This window comes from Pararhodobacter sp. (assembly GCF_034676545.1).
GTDB lineage: Bacteria > Pseudomonadota > Alphaproteobacteria > Rhodobacterales > Rhodobacteraceae > Pararhodobacter.
The window spans coordinates 2,167,888-2,184,952 of record NZ_JAUCBZ010000015.1; the positions used below are offsets into that span (position 1 = coordinate 2,167,888).

14 protein-coding genes and 1 pseudogene are annotated in these 17,065 nt (G+C 61.4%); 3 read left to right on the forward strand and 12 right to left on the reverse strand.

Going from position 1 to position 17,065, the window contains the following annotated elements; genetic code table 11:
* Positions 1-33: 33 nt before the first annotated feature.
* The 10 genes from VDQ28_RS14215 to VDQ28_RS14260 all read right to left on the reverse strand — a co-directional run bounded on the left by VDQ28_RS14215 (position 34) and on the right by VDQ28_RS14260 (position 11,505).
* On the reverse strand, positions 34-1,878 hold the full coding sequence (locus tag VDQ28_RS14215; RefSeq protein WP_323036558.1) for a hypothetical protein: 1,845 nt from the start codon (positions 1,876-1,878) through the stop codon (positions 34-36).
* 48 nt (positions 1,879-1,926) lie between these two features.
* Complete coding sequence (locus VDQ28_RS14220) at positions 1,927-2,460, reverse strand: TadE/TadG family type IV pilus assembly protein (protein ID WP_323036559.1); 534 nt, start codon at positions 2,458-2,460, stop codon at positions 1,927-1,929.
* Positions 2,460-3,725, reverse strand: a complete 1,266-nt coding sequence (locus VDQ28_RS14225; protein ID WP_323036560.1) for a pilus assembly protein TadG-related protein — start codon at positions 3,723-3,725, stop codon at positions 2,460-2,462. Before VDQ28_RS14225 ends, VDQ28_RS14220 begins: the two co-directional genes overlap by 1 nt.
* Positions 3,726-3,883: 158 nt before the next feature.
* Positions 3,884-4,720 carry a 16S rRNA (adenine(1518)-N(6)/adenine(1519)-N(6))-dimethyltransferase RsmA gene (gene rsmA / locus VDQ28_RS14230; protein ID WP_323036561.1) on the reverse strand — a complete coding sequence of 279 codons (837 nt, stop codon included), beginning with the start codon at positions 4,718-4,720 and terminating at the stop codon, positions 3,884-3,886.
* Positions 4,721-4,771: 51 nt separating this feature from the next.
* On the reverse strand, positions 4,772-5,770 hold the full coding sequence (pdxA, locus tag VDQ28_RS14235; RefSeq protein WP_416349385.1) for a 4-hydroxythreonine-4-phosphate dehydrogenase PdxA: 999 nt from the start codon (positions 5,768-5,770) through the stop codon (positions 4,772-4,774).
* Positions 5,748-6,950, reverse strand: a complete 1,203-nt coding sequence (locus VDQ28_RS14240) for a peptidylprolyl isomerase (RefSeq protein WP_323036562.1) — start codon at positions 6,948-6,950, stop codon at positions 5,748-5,750. The genes pdxA and VDQ28_RS14240 overlap by 23 nt, the downstream gene beginning before the upstream one ends.
* Before the next feature lie 133 nt (positions 6,951-7,083).
* Positions 7,084-9,240: an LPS-assembly protein LptD gene (locus VDQ28_RS14245; protein ID WP_323036563.1), complete on the reverse strand. Its 2,157-nt coding sequence runs from the start codon at positions 9,238-9,240 to the stop codon at positions 7,084-7,086.
* Positions 9,241-9,293: 53 nt separating this feature from the next.
* The gene (gene lptG / locus VDQ28_RS14250; protein ID WP_323036564.1) at positions 9,294-10,394 is read right to left on the reverse strand and encodes an LPS export ABC transporter permease LptG; all 1,101 of its coding nucleotides are present in this window, start codon (positions 10,392-10,394) and stop codon (positions 9,294-9,296) included.
* Complete coding sequence (locus VDQ28_RS14255; RefSeq protein WP_323036565.1) at positions 10,391-10,621, reverse strand: hypothetical protein; 231 nt, start codon at positions 10,619-10,621, stop codon at positions 10,391-10,393. Before VDQ28_RS14255 ends, lptG begins: the two co-directional genes overlap by 4 nt.
* 14 nt (positions 10,622-10,635) lie before the next feature.
* Entirely contained in the window at positions 10,636-11,505 is an 870-nt protein-coding gene (locus VDQ28_RS14260) for an LptF/LptG family permease (protein ID WP_323036566.1), read from the reverse strand.
* Between the two features lie 159 nt (positions 11,506-11,664).
* Here VDQ28_RS14260 and VDQ28_RS14265 point away from each other — a divergent pair, with 159 nt between their 5' ends.
* On the forward strand, positions 11,665-13,113 hold the full coding sequence (locus VDQ28_RS14265; protein WP_323036567.1) for a leucyl aminopeptidase: 1,449 nt from the start codon (positions 11,665-11,667) through the stop codon (positions 13,111-13,113).
* A 6-nt stretch (positions 13,114-13,119) separates the two neighbouring features.
* Positions 13,120-13,593 carry a DNA polymerase III subunit chi gene (locus VDQ28_RS14270; protein WP_323036568.1) on the forward strand — a complete coding sequence of 158 codons (474 nt, stop codon included), beginning with the start codon at positions 13,120-13,122 and terminating at the stop codon, positions 13,591-13,593.
* On the opposite strand, the gene VDQ28_RS14275 is transcribed toward VDQ28_RS14270, so the two are convergent.
* Both VDQ28_RS14275 and VDQ28_RS14280 read right to left on the reverse strand, forming a co-directional pair.
* The gene (locus tag VDQ28_RS14275; RefSeq protein ID WP_323036569.1) at positions 13,590-15,509 is read right to left on the reverse strand and encodes an enoyl-CoA hydratase-related protein; all 1,920 of its coding nucleotides are present in this window, start codon (positions 15,507-15,509) and stop codon (positions 13,590-13,592) included. The two genes, VDQ28_RS14270 and VDQ28_RS14275, sit on opposite strands and share 4 nt — an antisense overlap.
* Before the next feature lie 117 nt (positions 15,510-15,626).
* Positions 15,627-15,959, reverse strand: coding sequence for a TraR/DksA family transcriptional regulator (locus tag VDQ28_RS14280; RefSeq protein ID WP_323036570.1), 333 nt, complete (start codon positions 15,957-15,959; stop codon positions 15,627-15,629).
* A gap of 146 nt (positions 15,960-16,105) precedes the next feature.
* Between VDQ28_RS14280 and VDQ28_RS14285 the strand changes: the two are divergent.
* Positions 16,106-16,968, forward strand: a pseudogene (locus VDQ28_RS14285) (MBL fold metallo-hydrolase).
* Positions 16,969-17,065: the final 97 nt, after the last annotated feature.

Here is a 17,065-nt window from a genome sequence, read left to right on the forward strand (position 1 = left end):
GCACGGCTCGATGTTTTCAAATGCAGAAGACACTCAGTACGCGACGACCATCAGGTTCGAGTTACACGGCGTGCTGCCATAGCTGCCCATCCAGATGGAATATTGCCCAGAGATGGCATTTCCCCCTTCCAGCCCGGCGTTGTATCCATAGCCGTTGCCGAAATCGTCATTGAACCAATACTGGCCATTGGGATCGCGGATCAAAATGGTGGAATCGCAGGCCCGCCCTTGATTCCGGTCATTGATCCCGACGGCAAGTTGAAACCCGGCGCCGCTGCGCCCCTGATTGTCGTAGTAGAGCACCACACTGGGGGACGCCGAGATATAACCGGTTCCGGGCAAACCAGAGCAGCTACGCAGAGAAGTGGGGCCGCCCGCTTGACGCGGAATATAGATCGCGGTCCTCACGTCTTCGATGCCAACCGACAACCAAGGCGCCCTGATGCGGTAGTCAGGACAACCAGAGTAGCGTGGGAAACGTGTGTGCGGGTCGTTGCTGGTGAAATTTGCCGATGGTGGCGTGAAAAACGGCCGCCCCGTGGCGCTTCCGGATGCGGAGATCGTCAGATTGTCGATGCCAAAAGATTCGTTCGCGGCGATCTCATCAAGGCTTGCGCTGAAGCCCAGCGCAAATTGCGCAGGTGGTTCTGTAATCGTCAGCACGGCATGCCAAACCTGATCGGCAAAGCCACCCCCGGCGAAATTCGTTCCAGAGTGCGTTGGCCGCAGGGTCAGTTGAAACTGTGCACCGTTAATATACCCGGAGGCGGATCGTTCGCGCCGGTATAGCCCGCTATAGTGGACACTGTAGGCATCCAGTGAAATCGGTTGCCCGTCGATCATGATTTGCAGCGTATCACCAAGCGCTGTGGTGTACTGCGGATCATAGCCGTCCCATCCGTCAATGATCAGCAGGTCGAATTCAATCACGGCGGTCGCTTGCGCGGTGCCAAGATCAATGGCCAGTGACAAGGGCGTCGCGTAAGTCTCGCCGCCGAAGGGCCCCAAAAAGCTGCCGCCAACCGCTGATCCGGCAGTGACGGTCGACTGCGACCACCCGGTCGTGACGCCTGTATCAAAATTGTAACTTCGGATGCTTCCGGTGTCATCGACATCATCCGGCGGCGGGTCATTGGGATCCGGGAGTGTTTCATTGCCGCCGCCAGTCCATGCGATTTCGTAATCGGGTTCGGGATAGATCGTCTCAACGCCGTCAAAATTGATCCAGGGCGCAAAGCGCGGGCGTGCGACCACCACGGGTGCGAGCCGGATTTGACCAAGACCCACATTGGAGAAGGGGGTCCACAGCGCAAAGGATTCGACCAGCAACAGCGCCTCTCCTGGCAAGACGGGTGGAACGCGTCCGGGAAGGTCGGAAACCGGCATTTGCGCCGCCGCCCCGGCAAAGCTGAACAATTCATCCTCACCGAACCGCGCCAACAATGTCTCGAGATCGTTATTTTGCATCAACTCGAATGTATCGGTCGGCAGACCGCTCAGGTCACGCGTCCCATAGGACCACTGCAACATGTTGCGTTCATTGACGCTATCCCAGATGATGGATGACACCCGGATCCGAGTGGGAATGCTCCGGTTGACAAGAAAATCAAAGACGTCATTCATGCCCTCGACATAGGCCGCCGTGAACAGGTTCGTTTCGCGCGACATGATATCGGCCACGGTCTGCGCTGCCATCTGTGCATGATACCGCGTGCGAAACCCGTCAAAGAACACGGCCGTTGCCGCCAAGGCCCAGATCAGCATTGGCAGAATGATCACCAACTCGACCGAAACGGCACCTTTGGAATTTTGCGAGAAGCGCCCGACGGCGGCAATGCGGCGCGCCGAACGTTTGTTTTGAGCCGTGCGGTGGGTCATGGTGGACCTCATGGTTGGAACAAAGGCAGCAAAAGTGCTGTGTCGGAGTCAAATGGGTTCGTTCGCGAAGGCCGCGTGTGAGACGATGTGGTAACCGCCAGACGCATCGAGCCGCATGCCGAGCACCATGCCCGTCATCTCAAGGAACGGGTCGGCGACGATACACACGCGGATCAACATCAATTCCTGGCCGCCATTGCCGGGGTTGAACTGCAAGGACGGGGCAATGTTCTGTTCGCGGTTGATACATTGCGCCGGTGTGTCCAGCCCGGCCCAGGTGGCGGTATCGATCGGGCGCATTTCCACGGAAATGCTGGACATGCAATTTGGGATCAAGAAGGTATCGTCGCAGATCATCTGTTTGAACGCGTCGAATCCGCCGGATGGAACATTGCCCAGCCGCACTTGCCGGACCGCCATGTCCACGGAGCGATCCAGAAACACCTGCCGCAACATGACCACGCCAAAATCTATGGATGAGAACAGGAACGCCAGCACGAGTGGCACGGCGATAACGAACTCGACCGTTGCCGTGCCTTGGTCACGGTGCAAGAAACGGGCAAGGCGACGCAGGAAACCCATCAGTACGTCAACCTCAGGGCTTGGGTCTGGATATTTGCCCCGATGCCTTGAAACGCCGCCGCCAGTTGGCTGGTATCGGCATTGAAATAATGATTCGATGACGAGGCGCAGGCGCGCATCAGCGCGGCCCCGGATGTCGGGGCCTGAAACGCTATCGAGTAGATCAAAATCCCTTGCGCTTTCAGAGCGGTGCAGGTTGCAAGGGTGTTCACGTCTTGCACGAGGGTTGGCATACGTTCACCGCAGCAGTTTTCGCCATCGGTGAGCAAGATCAAGGCACGGACCAAGCCAGGCGTATTCCACGCATAAGGCCGACCCTGAAAGACCGGATCTATGGCACCATTCACGATCATTTGCGAGATAATCGGTTGCAGCGTTTCGTCAAAGAACAACGCGCCATTGCGTAACCCGAGGTCGATTGACGTGGTCCCCGAGGCAACCAACGCATTGATATAGCCCGCGGTCACCACCGGGTCATGCAGATAGGGGCGCACGGTGCGCCACGAGCTGGTGCTGCAGGAGTTGCGCGAAATCGGCTGGCTCAGACTGTTGGAGATGACGTTCCAGACCGACCAATCCGCACAAGCGCCGGACGTTCCCGTCAAATTGGTGAAGTGGTTCAGGAACCCGGCCGGTGGCAAGACAGACGCGGCATAGGGCACAATCGTCACGGCGACGCTGCCATCCGCGTTGTCTGCAAGCAATGTGTTGGTCAAGTCGATGGCGGCATTTCGCATCGTGCCGATCTTGTTGGAACCACCCATGGACCCAGAGACGTCGAGCACCATCACCAGTTCAATTTGCACCCCCCCGCTGACCGCTTCGGTGGCCTGAGCGGGGGTAACAATGGCAAAGTCATTGACCCCCAGCAGGCGCATGAAAAGCGATGGAACGGACGCTGCGGGGATCACTGTCACGGTGCGCCCGGTTTCATTGTCGCCGCCCACGACAACACGGCCGGCCAATTGAGGCGACAAACCTTCCGCCGCAAAATAGGCCTCGACGAGTTGTTGGGGGGTGGCTTCGGAGACATTCGCACGCAGCATGGTCGCGGCGAGCACTGCGCGATCGGCGGTGTTTTGCATGCGGATTCGCTCGTTCTCGTGGCGCATCATGTCGATGGCCAATCCGCCGACCAACAGCATCGCGAAAAAGACAAACACGCTGAACACCGCCATCGACCCGTCATCCCGGCGCGCAAGCGTTTTCAGCCGCGCGAAAGCAGGGTTCGGGGGATGACCATTGGTTCGGTCGAGCGCGCGCATGTCGTCACCTTTTGCTAATCTGGCAGACCTGAGTCGAAAGAACTCGGAGGCCAAACTAGAGCAAAGTGGTGACTGAATTGCGGCGCGAAAACCGAATAATATGTCAAGTTTGAGGCAAATGCCTCAGGAAAGTCGCGGTTTGGTTGTGCCGGCGTCTCTCAGCCAAAGTCCCGTGCCAGGGCGCAAAACTGCTCCAACCCGATCTCCTCGGCGCGCGCCGTCGGGCGAATGCCGAGCCGTTCCAGACGGGATTCCGCATTCGGGTCGAGGCTGCGCAAGCTGGACCGCAACATCTTGCGGCGCTGGTTGAAGGCCGCCGCAACAACCCGTTCGAGGGTTTTGGCATCGGCGGGAAAGCGGGGCTCGGGCAAGGCAGTCAGGTGAACCACCGCCGAGTCGATCTTTGGCGGTGGCGTAAAGGCGCCGGGGGGCAAGGTCAGCACGATCCGCGCGTCGCAGCGCCACTGTGCCAGCAGCGCCAGGCGGCCATAGGCCTTCGAGCCGGGCTTGGCGACGATGCGTTCGGCGACCTCCTTTTGAAACATCAAGGTCAGCGTCGACCAGAAGGGCGGCCATTCTTTGGGCGTCAGCCAGCGCACCAACAACTCGGTGCCCACGTTATATGGAAGATTTGCGACGATTTTGATTGGCGGGGTCAGGTGCGCCAAGGGGTCGATTTCCAGCGCGTCGCCCTCGATCACCTGCAAACGACCGGGATAGGCCTCGGCGATTTCGGCCAGCGCGGGCAAGCATCGTCCGTCTTTTTCGATCGCCAGAACCTTTCGCGCACCCTCGGCCAACAGGCCGCGCGTCAGGCCGCCGGGGCCAGGGCCAACCTCGATGATATCCGAGCCCGCAAGATCGCCCGCCGCCCGGGCAATGCGCGCGGTCAGGTTGAGATCCAGCAGGAAATTCTGACCCAACGCTTTTTTGGCGCGCAGATCAAAGCGCTCTATGACGTCGCGCAGAGGGGGGAGGTGATCAATTTGGCTCATGCCCTGTCCCTTAACCAAAAGCGCCGCCAAGGCAAGGCTGGCCCGCGCCCCTTAGCCCCGGCGTTGCACCATATCCCACGCCATCGCCATTGCCGCCCGCATCGACGAGGGGTCGGCGATCCCGCGTCCGGCGATATCATAGGCGGTGCCGTGATCGGGCGAGGTGCGCACGAAGGGCAGACCCAGCGTGACATTGACGCCATTCGCAAAATCAATCGTCTTGATCGGGATCAGGGCCTGGTCGTGATACATGCAGATCGCCACGTCATAGCGCGCGCGGGCTGCGGGGTGGAACATGGTGTCGGCGGGCAGGGGGCCGAAGATCGCCATTGGGCGATCATTATAGCCGCGCACGATGGGACGGATGAAGTCGTTTTCCTCGGTTCCCATTGCACCACCCTCACCCGCGTGGGGGTTCAGACCGGCGACGGCGATGCGCGGATCGGCAATGCCAAAATCGCGGATCAGGGCGGCATGGGTGATCTCGATCGTCATGCGCAGCAGGTCAGGGGTCAAGGCCTTGGGGACTTCGGACAAGGGAATGTGGATCGTCACAGGCACGACGCGCAGCGCGTCACAGGCGAGCATCATCACCACCTCGCACCCGCCCGCCAGATGCGCAAGAAATTCGGTATGGCCGGGAAAGGCAAAGCCGGCGCCGTCCTTGAGCGCTTTCTTGTTGATCGGCGCCGTGACGATCGCACCGGCTTCGCCCGATTGCACGAGACGCACGGCAGTTTCGATCGCGGCGATGGTGCCGGCGGCATTCTCTGGGGTTGGCTTTCCAGGGATTGCGCGCGCCGCAAACCGTTGTTCGAGGACCGCCAGAGTTCCGCTGGGAACCGACGCCCCTTGTGCCGGGGTGCTGACCGCTTGCCATGCCGTACCCGGCGGCAAATGCCGCGGGTCGCCAATCCAGACGAATGGTGCGGGTGTGTCAGATCGCGCAATGGTCGCCGCAAGTTCCGGCCCGATCCCTGCGGGGTCGCCGCAGGTCACAACCAACGGTGCACGCGGCCCCGACATTTCAGGGGTAACGGATTTCGGCATCAGCACGCAAGCGCTGAAGATACAGCATGGAGTGGCCTTCCAACGCGCGATTCAACAGCGCCATGCGCACAGTCTCGCGCGACGGCACGCTCTCATTCGAGACGGAGCGGCGACACAACATCAGGACCACAAGTTGATTGTTCTCCACCAGATTCGCCGAGATCTGGCCCGGATTCAAACGCTCCAACTCGGCGCGCGTGTTCGCATCAACATCGGCCTGTGGGCGCGTGATCTCGGCAACATCGGCATCCGTGAGTTGCGGGACCGCGCGCAGCAAGGTCGCCGGATAATCAACACACGAGTCGATTTGTGCCTGAAACTGCTCAACCAGCGCTGTGTTTTCACCACTGCGGCCGCCGGGCAACCCGGTCCGGTGATAGGCCAACTCGATTGCCGAGTCCGGAACTGAACGTGAATTGCGCCGTGCCCGCAATTGAAAGAAAGCCAAGGCGCCGGGCACTTCGATCGGGCCAACCACGGCGCCGATACCGGCGTTTTCCATTGCGCGGGCAACCGGCGCGGGCATCGCCGCGACGTTGACCCACCGATCAATGCGACCACCGGCGGTGGCGGTCGGTGCGGCTGAAACCTGCCGTGCGGCATTCGCGAACTCGGTTTCCGAGCGTATGCGCTGAATCTGTGGAACAATACGCTGAACCGCTTCGGCATACTGCGGGTCTGTGGGCAAGAATATCTCGGACATGAGAACTTCGGTCACAGGCTGCACACCTTCGACGGACAGGGCCTGATCAATCATCGACTCGGTAATATTCACCTGAGGACTGTATAGTGCCCGGATCAGCTCGCGCCACATGATGCCGGATCGAATGAACGAGACAAACGTCTCTCTGTCGATCCCGGCTTGATCCATGCGCTCAAACATTTCCTCGGCGGTCAGTTCGGCGCGCGCCGCAAATTCTTGCAATCCGCTGTCGAGCTGGTCTGGTGTCACGCGACCGCCCAAACGAGTCCCTTCCTGGAGTTGCAGGCGGTCTTCAATCAGACGCTCGATGGCCAGTTGCCTCGGGTCGGCGCTGGTTACGCCGATAAACTCCAGAAATTTCATTTTCTGCGTGATCTCGTAATTCGTGATCGCGGAATCATTGACGTACAAGGCTGCGGCGAATGGCGACTGCGCAAGGGCGCGCGAGGTCGGCAGACCTGCGGCCAACAGCGTCATGGCCACCGCAATGGTGGACAGAAAACGAGCAAGGCAAGCAATAGGGCGGGCGGGGCGCATAGGGTGCAGTCCGTTGATGTCATCACACATGCTCCCGGCCTAGCGGCTTGGGGGCAAGATGAAAAGGGGCATGTTAGGCGCGGCAACTGCGCCCGTTGATGGTCGGCGCCCGACCGCCGATTCCGAGCAGGTCGATACTCATGCTGAAGCGCGTCGATGCGGTCGGGTTTGTGGAGGTCACGAAATGGCGCGCGAAGGAGAGATCAAATAAAAGGCATTCATTGCGGAATTCCAGTCCTGCGCGCGCTGTGGCGAACAATCGCTGCGCCACGTCATAGTCCCATCCCACGCTGGACGACCAGCCGTTTGAATGACGGCGCGCCAGATCAAAGCTCCATTCGCTCAACGCCGTGGCGCGATCCTCGAAGAGACTGGCGGGCGAATACAAGTACCGAGTCGAGACCGTTGTCGCGCGCCGGGTCCAGGCGAGGTTGGTCTCGGCCCGCGATACGACGCTATCGGTGTCGATCAGCACTCGGAGTGAGCCCGAGACCCCGCTTTGATGGCTGATCCGCCCGGCCAGAAGCAAGTCGGAGGCATCGCCGCCAAGGGGCTGCACATGGGTCGGCGCAAAGCCAAGGTAACGGTCGCGGCGCCAAATGCGCCCGATCATTGCTTCGCTGGACCAACCCGAGGGATCAAAACGGGTCCAGCGCAGACCCGCGTTGATCCGAGATCCATCGTCACGCGCATCTTCGCCGGAAAAGCGGGCCAATGTGAACAGGTTTCCCTCGTCCAACTCGGGCATCGTGTTGTCATCGTTCGGCAACGGGCCAGCACTTCGGCGGCTGCCGATGACCTGAAGGATCGGCTCGACGACATGGCGCGCGCCGGATGATGTCGTTGACGCCCAAGGCCAACGGAATTCCACAAGGCCCTGCAAGGCTTGCCGCGTGACCGGCGTCGGATAGGCGGTGTCATCGCCGACCCGCACATGGTCGATGCGCCCGTCAAGCGCACCGGTTGCCAATATGCCGCCCGACAGAATGGCGCTGCGGCGCCATGTCAACTGCGCGTGCGCGCGCGCAACGTCGCGGCCTTCGCCGCCCAACACCACGGTCGAGCGGCGTTGAATCGCCTGCGCGCCCAACTGGACGCGCAAACTGCCACCAATCAAGGTGTGATCCAAGCCGATGCGCTGATCCACTTCAGCCTGAAGCGCCGCGTTTGGCAGTCGGGCATTGATATCTGCCGCCCGCAGCGAATAAAACGCCAAGGCGCGCGCCCGGATCATTTGATCGCGGCGCACACGCTCGATCGTGACATCGGCATCAAGGCGCGAACGGTCGGAAATATCGTAGGTTTCCAGATAGGTTCTGTCCGAGGCCGCAAGCAGATTGGCGCTGAGTCTGAAGTCATTCGACAGGGCAAACAGCGCGCGCATATAGGCATAGCCGCGAATATCACCGGGCCTGATCTGATCACTCGAGATCTGCCCGCCCAATTCGATGCCGCCGTTCTGCCGTGCTGTACGCCAGCGAAAGCCCAGCGAGACCATGCGCTCGGTGGAGACCATGGGCGTGACGGTCAGATCATGCGCCTCGCCCAGCGGAATGAAATACGGAATTCCGACCGACAGACCGAGATCCGAACCCACATCGACGACGGGGCGCAAGACGCCGCGCGACCGGTCAAGCCCGGGCCCGGGCATCCGCATGCGCGGCAAGTAGAAAATGGGCACGCCGGCAAACCGGAACTGCGCCTGCTCGAAATGCAGTTGATCGGTGTTTTCGTTATGCGTCACCCGTCCGGCGCGGATTTCCCACAGCGGTGTCGGGTCCGCCGCACAGACCGGGCAGCTTGAGGCCACGACCGAGGTCATCTGGCTGATGCCATTGGGGTCGCGCACAATTGTCGCGGCGCTCATTTGCAGTTGCTGCTGCAAGACCACGCGGGCGCTGGTGATCAAACCGGCCCGCAGATCGGGCGAAATCTGCGCGGAATCAGCCAGAAAGATGGTGTCAGGGCCCTCTGTGATCGAGATGGGACCATCGACGATCAGGAAGTCGCGGCGTTGATCAAAGACGACACGCGTCGCGGTCAGCCGCACAGAGCCATGCCAAACCTCGACCGAGCCCGAGGCAATCAGGCGTCCGGCGGCATCGACGAGGACCTGATCGGCCATCAGCGTGGCGGTGGATTGGGCCAAAGACGGGGAAGGCGAGAATACGACGCCAAACGACAGGGCCAAGGCCAGGACGCTACGGCGCGCGCGGGCACACAGATTCAAGGCCGCAGTTGCGGTCCCGTTTCCTGTCTGCAAATGGCGCCTGAATCCGACCACTAACCGTCCTCCATATGCAGCAATACCCCAAGCGCCAGAAGCATGGAAGCGATGGGTGGTGTCCAAATCGCCAAGGACAACGGTATTTGCCCGTTTTCGCCCAAGACCTGTGCGAAATTTCGCAGAAAGAACAGGGCAAATCCAGCAAGAACCGTCATCAGGATGCGGGTGCCGGAATTCCCCGCACGAACGTGTTTGAAACACAACACAGCGCCCACCAGCATCATGGCCGCCATCAAGACCGGAAGTGCCAGCTCTGACAGGAATTGGCTGCGGTGTGTGCGTGATGACAGGCCCGCGCGGTCCAGCGCCGCGATGAAATCGGGCAGATCCCAGACCGACACCATGCCGACGCGCGCAAAACTCTCGCGGATACGCTCTCCGGTCAGGTCACTGGGCATGTCCAGGGTCTCGAACGTTGCGGCATCGCGTTCAGGGTTGTCGGCCAGCAGATTCCAGCGTTTCGCCGTTGTCAGCCGCCAAAATCCGGAATCCAGATGGGCATGGGCCGCCTCGATGCGGATCAGCGGCGCGCCGGTTTCGCGCTCGAACTGCATGAAGGACACGTCGGAAAACTCCAGTCCATCCGGCGCCACGCTCTGGGCACGGATCACCGTTTGGCCATGCGTGTCGCCCTGACGCATCCAGACCGCTGACCCCTCCAACGAGATTTGCGATTGCAGGTCAGGGGTTTGCAGCGTTTGCAGTCGGTCTTGATAAGCGCGCGAGGCCGCCGCAACTATCGGGTTGAAGCCCGCCACCAGCAACGCGCCGAAGATCAGCGTGGCCAGAAAGGGTTCACGCAGCATCCGCATTGCGGAACGCCCCGCCGAACGGATCACCACCAGTTCAGAGCTGCGCGCCAGGCCAAGAAACAAGGACATCGACGACAGGATCGTCAGCAGCGGAAGGATTTGATAGAAAGTCGCCGGGATCCTGAGCATCGCCAGCCAGATGATTTCGCGCATCGGTGTCTCGCCGCCGCCGAAACGCCGCACCATCTCGACCACCTCGAACAACAACAACATGCCAAAGAACACGGCGGAAATCATGCCGAAACTGCTGGCCAGTCGTCGCACAAGATATAACCCAAGCGTCATGCGCGGACCTCCTTGCGCAGACGCCGCGTGCGGCTGGCCCAGAGCATCAAGCCGAATGAGATCACAACGGCCAGAAGGAAAGGCGCAATCCCCAGCCATGACAACGCGATGGAGCGCATGGCGATGTCGGCAAAGGTGTTGGTCAGCGACTGGATGATCGCCATCAGGACCACCGACAGCAACACCTCGCGCCAGAACCCGAGGCGGCTGAATCCACCGGCGATCAAGGTTGCGTATCCAATCAGCGCGCCGCAACCGCCGCGAATCCATCGACAAATCTTGAAACCAGTTCGAACCGTGCTTGTGATGCCGTGACGCCGGTTTCGTCCAAGAGCGCCTCCGACGGGTTGAACAATGCGGAGGTCGGCAGTTCATAAAGGCTTCGCGCCCGGCCCGCTGGGCCGATCAAGACACTCAAATCATAGGTGAAATCGCCAAATCCGGTGACCGACAACCGCCCGGTGCGCCGGTTGTGGATCTGCGCTTGGCCGTCGATCATCACCAGTTTTGGGCCGGTGCTGTCGGGGACGATCAAGGCGGTGCGTGCCGTGTAATCAATGCGTTGCAGTTGTGACCGGGAATCAGACAGATAGATGCCGCGCATAACCCCTTCCGGGGTGATTTCGGAAATGAAGAACGTGACACCCTCGGCGGGGTGTTGGAACACACCGTCTTGCAGCAAGGCCGAGGTGACGTTCTGCGCGACCTCTGCTTGGCGGCGCATCAACTGGCTGCGCGCCTCTGGCACCAGAAAATTCATCAAGATCACCAGAAATGCAGTGACAATCAGACCAAAGATCACAAATGGACGCGCCAGACGAAATGGCGATATACCTGCCGCCTGTAGCACGGATATCTCGCTGTTTTTCAACAGGTTGAGTGTCACGAATGTGGCGGCGACGAAGGCCGAGATCGGCAGCACCGTGCGAATCAGCATTGGCAGGCTGAGGGCCGTGAATTCGAGAAACACGACCATGGATTGCCCGTCGCTGATCAACTGATCAAACAGCTTGACGGCCTTGTTGACCCAATACACGGACACAAGAACCAAGGAAAAAAACCCAAACACGCGCAGCAGCTGTGCCAAGATATACCGGTCAAGCCGCGCCACGTCGTCCCTTTCGTCAAAGCTGTCCCGGCCGCATGATAAACGGTTTCGGCGTGCGGGCAAACGGTCATTCTGCGGACCGGGTGGACAAGGCCTTTGATGCTCTGGCCAAGTCGCGCCGCGCGGGCTAGGTTTCACGCCGACCCTCAGGAGAAATCACGCATGACCCTCGTCTCGGTAAAGTTTGCCCCGTTTGACATCCCCGAAATGGCGCAAAACGCCGGACTTCTGGTGGTTTTCGCCGATGAGAGGCTCGATTTAGATGCGAAGCGGATCGACACCAGGACGCGCGGTGCGTTGAGCCGGGCGATCACGGGCACGGCTTGGGCCGCGCTCAAGCCCGGTGAGGCGCTGACTCTGGCATTTCCACACGGATTGAACGCGTCGGCTGTGATGATGGTGCGCTTGCCCGTCCGCGCCACGGCAGCGCAAGCGCGCAAGGCGGGGGCCACGATTGGCAAGGGCCTGACAGAGGCAGACACCTGCATTGCCGCGCAACGGGTGCGCCGCTTGCCAGACTTGGTCGAAGGCCTGGCGTTGCGCGCCTATGCCTGGTCGATGAAGACCGAGGTCGACAAGGCACCGGGCGGTGTGACCGTGGCGGTTGCCGATCCCAAAGCGGCCGAAGCCGCCTGCGCTGTGGCCTTGACCCGTGCCGAGGCGGTGCATTTCACACGGGATCTGGTCAACGAGCCGGCCAACATTCTGACCACCACCGATTTTGCCAACCGGCTTGAGGCGATGCGCGACATGGGCCTCGAGGTTGAGGTCTTGGATGAGCCAGCCTTGGAGACGCTGGGAATGCGGGCCTTGCTGGCCGTTGGCATGGGGTCCGAAAGCCCGTCCAAGGTTGTCGTGATGCGCTGGGCCGGGGCCGAGGGCGCGCCATTGGCATTTGTGGGAAAAGGCGTGGTGTTCGACACCGGCGGCATCTCGATCAAACCGGCGGCGGGCATGGAAGAAATGACAATGGACATGGGCGGCGCGGGGGTTGTCGCCGGGGTCATGCGCGCGCTGGCGGCCCGCAAGGCCAAGGCCCATGTCGTCGGAATCGTGGGCCTTGTCGAGAACATGCCCGATGGTCGTGCGCAGCGTCCGGGCGATGTGGTGCGCTCGATGAAGGGCGATACGATCGAGGTGATCAACACCGATGCCGAGGGGCGTCTGGTCCTTGCGGATCTGCTCTGGTACGCGCAGGATCGGTTTGACCCCAAGGCGGTGATTGATCTGGCAACACTGACCGGTGCGATTATCATTGCCTTGGGGCATGACCACGCGGGCGTGTTTTCCAACGATGACGCCTTGTGCGGTTCGATCCTGAACGCCTGCACCGAGGATGAAGAGGGCGCGTGGCGGATGCCTCTGGCCCCGGCCTATGACAAATTGATCAAGACGCGCATGGCTGACATGAAGAACACCGGCGGGCCGGCGGGCTCGATCACCGCCGCGCAATTCCTGCAACGGTTCATCAAGCCTGACGTGCCTTGGGCGCATATCGACATTGCCGGGGTGGCGCTTCCGGTCGCGGAAACCGCCTTTGCCCCCAAGGGTCCGACCGGCTGGGGCGTGCGGGCGCTGGACACGCTGGTGCGCCAGAAATTCGAGCAGTAACCCAAAATGGCCGTCGCAAAATTCTATCATCTGACCCGCGATCCGTTGGAGACGTTGTTGCCGAAATTGATCGGCAGGGCGCTGGAAATGGGGATGACGGTTGCGTTGCGCGGTACGGATACACAGCGGATGCAGGCGCTTGATCGCCAGCTTTGGCTCAACGACGGGTTTTTGCCGCACGGCATGGTCGGCGGGCCACATGATGCGGACCAGCCGGTTTTGCTGGTTGCGGATGCCACACCGGTGGCGGCGTTGGCGAACCAACCAGGCTGCTTGATCACCCTGGACAGTGCGCCGGTGACACCGGACGAGGCGCGCGCGGTGGAACGCCTGTGTATCGTGTTCGATGGCACGAATGACTGGGTCGTCGCGCAAGCGCGGCAGCAATGGCGCGCGTTGACCGGGGCTGATGTGGCCGCCGAATACTGGAACCGTGAAAGCGGGCGCTGGGCCTGTGTCGCGCAGCACCCGAAACCTTAGACCTTACGGCGGTTCAGATCTTCAAAGCGCTGACCGTCGCGGATCAACTGGTCAAACAGCGGATCGGGCGACCAGAGCGCGGCATCCACCGTTTCGGCCTGCTGACACTCGTGCCGTAAAACCATCGGCCCGATCCCATCGGCCTCGGCCATCGGGCCACCGCGCCAATTGGGCCAACCCGCGCCCAGAACCATCGCCAGATCAATATCCGACGGCCTGAGGCACGCGCCCTCGCGCAGCAGTCGTGCACCGGCATTCACCACCGCCAACAACACCAACCGCTCGGCGCTCTGCGGCAGTGGGACAAGAACCTGTGCGGCCTCGCCCAGTTCCGCCCCATTGTGCAACAGCCCCGTCGCGCGCAGAGCCGCGCTGGTGACGCCCTTGGCCCGCAAGCATTGTGCGGCCGCGGCGGCGGCCTGTGCCAGAACGGGCAGGATCGGGGCACCTTGCACGCGGATCGGCGTCAGCTTTTGGCGCAGTGCAAAGGCTGTGGCGTGGCGGATCGCAGTGGTGTCGGTGTTCGATTGCACAACAATTTCACACAAACGCGGGGCGCGCGAGGGGGCTGGAACCAGCGCAACCGCCTGGGTCGGTGCGGTCAAACCGGGCAGGGCATGGGCGCCGGGGGACCACAGGATCAGCGGAGTCAGCGCCGGAACCATCGTTTCCAGCCATGCGGCATGTTCCAGATCCGCGAACGCCATGGCCGGGCGCGCACCGGGGTCCGGGTCGAGGCGCCCCGAGAGACGGTTCCAGTCGCGCTCGGAGTTGGCCTGGGTCAATTGCCCAGCGGTCACCCTGTCGAGTTGCGCTTGTGCGACGCTTTCCAATGCCTGTGCCAAGGGCTCCCGGTCGGGGGCGGTCAGCGTCAGGTCAACACCGTGGCGCAGTATCGTCGGCACCAACCGGGCGGCGTTTTCCGGCGAGAGCGCCGCCAGAATCGGTCCGGTCCGCGGCACTCCGTCCGGCATCAGCCCAGCCTCGGGCGTGATCAGTGCGCGTCGCGTGGCGCGCGCCAAATGCGCCAAAGCACGCGCCACCGGGGCGAGGGCAGCATCTTGCGCCCGCACGAGATCAAAGGCCAGCGCCTGATCCGCGGGCAGCAATTGCGCCGCCTCGACGGTATCCAGCAAGTCCGCCTCATGCGCCCGGTGGCTGGGCAGGGGCGTGGGCAAAGCGGCACGGGCTTTTTGCACCGCCACGCGATAGTCGATCGAGGCCGACAGGCCCGCAGGTTCCGGGCGCGGTGTCTTGGTCATGGCCAGAGAATCCGCCAGTGCCAGCGCCGTCGGAACCAGGTTTTCGGGCACGGTGTCGTCGACAAGGCCCGGCACGTCGGCCGCCGTCACGGGCCCGGGGGATTGCAGGACTTTCAGCGCATTGGCGGCACCCAACCGCCAGCAGAGCCGTACCGCGCCATTTCCCGGCGGCAGGCGGCCCAGCCGTGGCTCTGGAAAATGCAAGGTCGTGCGGGTGTCGGCGATGATCCGTCGCGCGGCCAGGGCCAAGGCCAACCCGCCGGAAAACACGCGCCCGTGAATGGCGCAAACCAAGGGTTTATGCGCGGCCTCGATTGTCGCGCACAACGTGGCCAAATCGGCGATCACCGGTGGCAAATCAACGGCGTCAGGACCGGGAGGCGGCAAGTCGGTCCAGGGTCCGGCGCAAAAATCGGCGCCGCGGGCCGTCAGGACCAGAGCACGCACGCCCTCGTCGCGCAGTGCTGTGGCAATTGCCTTTGTCAGGGCGCGCACAAGATATGGCCCCAGACGATTACCGTCTGGCCCCGCCATGGTCAGGATCGCGACCCCGTCCTGCGTGCGTCGTTGAACATACTCGGATGCGGCATCAGCACCACCCAACGGCCCGGCAGCGGCGCGTGGCCCGGATGCGGGTAGCGGGCGTTGCGTCACATCTCCTCCGGCATTGATCCAAGGCTCAACGGCATTAGACGCAACAGCTGCGCAGTTTGCAATGTTTTCGCGTGGATTTTCGGACCTTATCCGGCGATTTCCCGGTGTCTCCGGGCGTCAGGGCGCGCAGGTCCGGCAAAACGGTGTTGCCGGCAGTACATCGAGCCGCTCCTCGGAGATCTGTGCGCCGCAACTTGTGCAGTAGCCGTATTCGCCCGCGTCAAGACGCTCAAGCGCGGCCTGGATCATGCGGATTTCGTCCTTGCCGCCGTCCCCCATGGAGGTCAGCACCTCATCGTGCTCGCGCTCGGTTGCCATCTCCTCCCAATCGCGCGATTGATGCGACATCAATTCGTCCTCAATGCCATGAAGCCGGACGCCCAATTCCGTCAGGCGCGCTTCAAGCTGCGCTTTTCGGTGGGCCAGAGCAGCGGCGGAAAATTCGGTCATGGCGCGTCTCCTCGTTCAAGTTCGGCCCAGAATACGCCTTTGGCAATGACATCTGCATGATCCATGTCAATAAGTCACATTCAAAACTTGCAATATGAGGGTGTGGCGTTATATTCTCCCTCGACACTATATAACGGAGTAGCGACATGAAGCCCGAAGTCTTTGGTTTCTTTGACGAAGCGACCTTTACGATTACCTATGTGGTCCGTGACCCGTCGAGCCAGAAATGCGCTGTTATCGATTCGGTGCTGGATTTCGACTATGCATCGGGGCGCACCGATACGCGCTCGGCGGATGCCGTGATCGCCTTTGTTCAGGACAAGGGGTTCGACGTGGAATGGCTCTTGGAAAGCCACGTTCACGCCGATCACCTGTCGGCGGCACCCTATCTGCAAGCCAAGTTGGGCGGCAAGATCGGCATCGGTGAAAACATCAAGACCGTGCAGGACACGTTCGGCAAAGTCTTCAATGAAGGCACCGAATTTCAACGGGATGGCTCGCAGTTCGATCAGTTGTTCAAAGATGGCGACCAAATCAACATCGGCCAGTTGCGCGCCGACGTGATGCACACGCCGGGCCACACACCCGCCTGTTTGACCTTTGTGGTTGGCGATGCCGCATTTGTCGGTGACACGCTGTTCATGCCGGATTTTGGCACGGCGCGCTGCGATTTCCCGGGCGGTTCGGCGAGGATCTTTACAAGTCGATCCAGAAAATCCTGACCTTGCCCGATGAGACGCGGATTTTTGTCTGCCACGATTACAAGGCGCCGGGCCGCGACGAATTCGCCTGGGAAACCACCGTTGCCGAGCAAAAGGCCTTCAACGTCCATGTTGGCGCTGGCAAGCCCGCCGAGGAGTTTGTGGCGATGCGCCGGGCGCGGGATTCGACGCTGGCGATGCCGCAATTGATCATTCCGTCCTTGCAGGTGAACATGCGTGCAGGGCAAATGCCACCCAAGGAAGACAACGGCGTCAGCTATCTGAAGGTTCCGGTCAACGGGATCTGAGACAGAGCCGAGCCACGGTGCGGTGGGGAGAGCGCTGCACCGAGCGTCGCCGTTGGAAACAAACGGACACACACAAGGAAAAGCCGCTGGGTGAGAA

Bases quoted from the DNA above. Each gene is read 5' to 3' on its own strand.
- lptG (WP_323036564.1), bottom strand. From the start codon at position 10,394: ATGACGCTTGGGTTATATCTTGTGCGACGACTGGCCAGCAGTTTCGGC.
- rsmA (WP_323036561.1), bottom strand. From the start codon at position 4,720: ATGAGCCAAATTGATCACCTCCCCCCTCTGCGCGACGTCATAGAGCGC.
- VDQ28_RS14265 (WP_323036567.1), top strand. From the start codon at position 11,665: ATGACCCTCGTCTCGGTAAAGTTTGCCCCGTTTGACATCCCCGAAATG.
- VDQ28_RS14270 (WP_323036568.1), top strand. From the start codon at position 13,120: ATGGCCGTCGCAAAATTCTATCATCTGACCCGCGATCCGTTGGAGACG.
- VDQ28_RS14280 (WP_323036570.1), bottom strand. From the start codon at position 15,959: ATGACCGAATTTTCCGCCGCTGCTCTGGCCCACCGAAAAGCGCAGCTT.
- VDQ28_RS14215 (WP_323036558.1), bottom strand. From the start codon at position 1,878: ATGACCCACCGCACGGCTCAAAACAAACGTTCGGCGCGCCGCATTGCC.
- VDQ28_RS14240 (WP_323036562.1), bottom strand. From the start codon at position 6,950: ATGACGCTGTTGGCCGCAGGTCTGCCGACCTCGCGCGCCCTTGCGCAG.
- VDQ28_RS14225 (WP_323036560.1), bottom strand. From the start codon at position 3,725: ATGCGCGCGCTCGACCGAACCAATGGTCATCCCCCGAACCCTGCTTTC.
- VDQ28_RS14220 (WP_323036559.1), bottom strand. From the start codon at position 2,460: ATGGGTTTCCTGCGTCGCCTTGCCCGTTTCTTGCACCGTGACCAAGGC.
- pdxA (WP_416349385.1), bottom strand. From the start codon at position 5,770: ATGCCGAAATCCGTTACCCCTGAAATGTCGGGGCCGCGTGCACCGTTG.